The organism is Prauserella rugosa (assembly GCF_000719975.1).
Lineage (GTDB): Bacteria > Actinomycetota > Actinomycetes > Mycobacteriales > Pseudonocardiaceae > Prauserella > Prauserella rugosa.
The window spans coordinates 1-1,443 of record NZ_JOIJ01000052.1 but is presented as its reverse complement, the minus strand read 5'-3'; the positions used below and the strand labels follow the sequence as shown (position 1 = coordinate 1,443).

The window sequence follows — 1,443 nt, the reverse complement described above, 5'->3', positions numbered from 1 at the left end:
CCGGATTGACTGTCCTTCGTCTCGGCGGGCGAGGATGGCGCGGCGTTTGTCGTCGTCGACGACGGGCGGACGTCCGCCGGTTCGCCCTTGTCGTTTGGCTGCCTCGAGGCCATGTTGTATTCACATCGTCAACCCTCACACGGGCGTCCGTTCGGGTGATGGGCTTGTGGTGCAGGCTGGTAACCCCTGAACCCGAGGAGAAGGTGAACGGCGTGGTCACGTCATCGAGTCCCGCGGTGCTCAAGCGCTGGATCGCGCTGGAGTTGAAGCGGCTACGCAAGGAATCCGGGCTCAAGCAGAAGGACGCCGCGGCGCGCATCGGCCGCTCGCAGCAGCACGTCGGCTACCTGGAGAGCGCGCGGAACCTGCCCTCGGCCGGCGACCTGGAAATCCTGCTCGGCCTGTACGGGAAGCAGGACCGGACCGAGTTCATGCGCGAGCTGCTGACGGCTGCGAAGCGGGGAAAGAACTGGTGGGCGAACCTGAGCAGCGCGGTTCCCCCGTGGTTTGACCTGTTCCTCGGGCTCGAAGCCGGCGCGGCCGAGCTGTCCTCGTTCGACGCCTTGCTCGTGAGGGGGCTGCTCCAGACCCGCGCCTACGCCGAGGCGGTGATCCGCGCGGACACCGATCTCACCGACGAGGAAGTTCAGCAGCGCGTCGAGCTGCGCATGGGCCGGCAGCGGATTCTCGACCGCGAGGACGACCCGGTGCGGCTGTGGACCGTGCTGGACGAAGCGGTGCTCTACCGCAAGCGAGGAGACTCGGAAGTGATGCGCGAGCAGCTCGCGCACCTGCTGAAGATGTCCGAACGCCCGCGCATCGACATTCAGGTGCTCCCGCTCGACGCGGGCGCACACACCGCACAGCAGGGCGGCACCTTCACCGTGATGAAGTTCCCGCCCGACATGAAGGGCGATCCGGGCGTGGTCTACTTCGAGCTGGTCAACACCGGGCTCTACTTCGAGGAGCCCGAAGAGGTCGCCTTGTACGAGCGCACGCTGCGCCACGTCCACGCCTTGGCCGCTACCCCCGAAGACTCACGGGGGATCATTCAAAGCGCCATGAAGGAGGTGTGAGAAGTGAACAACGATGTACGCGACGCGCTGGAGCCCGAGCAGGGCGTCGTGTTCCGGAAGTCGAGCTACAGCGGAGAGAACGGCCAGTGCGCCGAGGTCGCTCCCGCGGCTGATGGCGGCCGATGGCTGCGGAACAGCAGGGAACCCCACAAGCCGGCGCTGCACTACACCGCAGGCGAGTGGGACGCCTTCATCCGCGGCGTGAAGGACGGTGAGTTCGACTGATACAAGATCAACACGAACGCGAGTAGGTGAGCCCCGGCCTAGCCTTAGAGCGTGTCTCGTTTGGATCTTGACCCGTCGTCCGGGATGATCGTCCATTGTGGTTGATGCGTTGTCGTGGCGGTTGGTTCCTGATGAGTTGTGG

The 1,443-nt window shown here is 65.4% G+C and carries 2 protein-coding genes; both read left to right on the top strand.

Features of this window, described 5'->3' with window-relative positions; translation table 11 throughout:
- Window positions 1-203: 203 nt before the first annotated feature.
- Window positions 204-1,076, top strand: a complete 873-nt coding sequence (locus IF64_RS0124860; protein WP_169741972.1) for a helix-turn-helix domain-containing protein — start codon at window positions 204-206, stop codon at window positions 1,074-1,076.
- A gap of 3 nt (window positions 1,077-1,079) precedes the next feature.
- Window positions 1,080-1,301 carry a DUF397 domain-containing protein gene (locus IF64_RS0124855; protein ID WP_246134828.1) on the top strand — a complete coding sequence of 74 codons (222 nt, stop codon included), beginning with the start codon at window positions 1,080-1,082 and terminating at the stop codon, window positions 1,299-1,301.
- The last annotated feature ends 142 nt before the right edge of the window (window positions 1,302-1,443 follow it).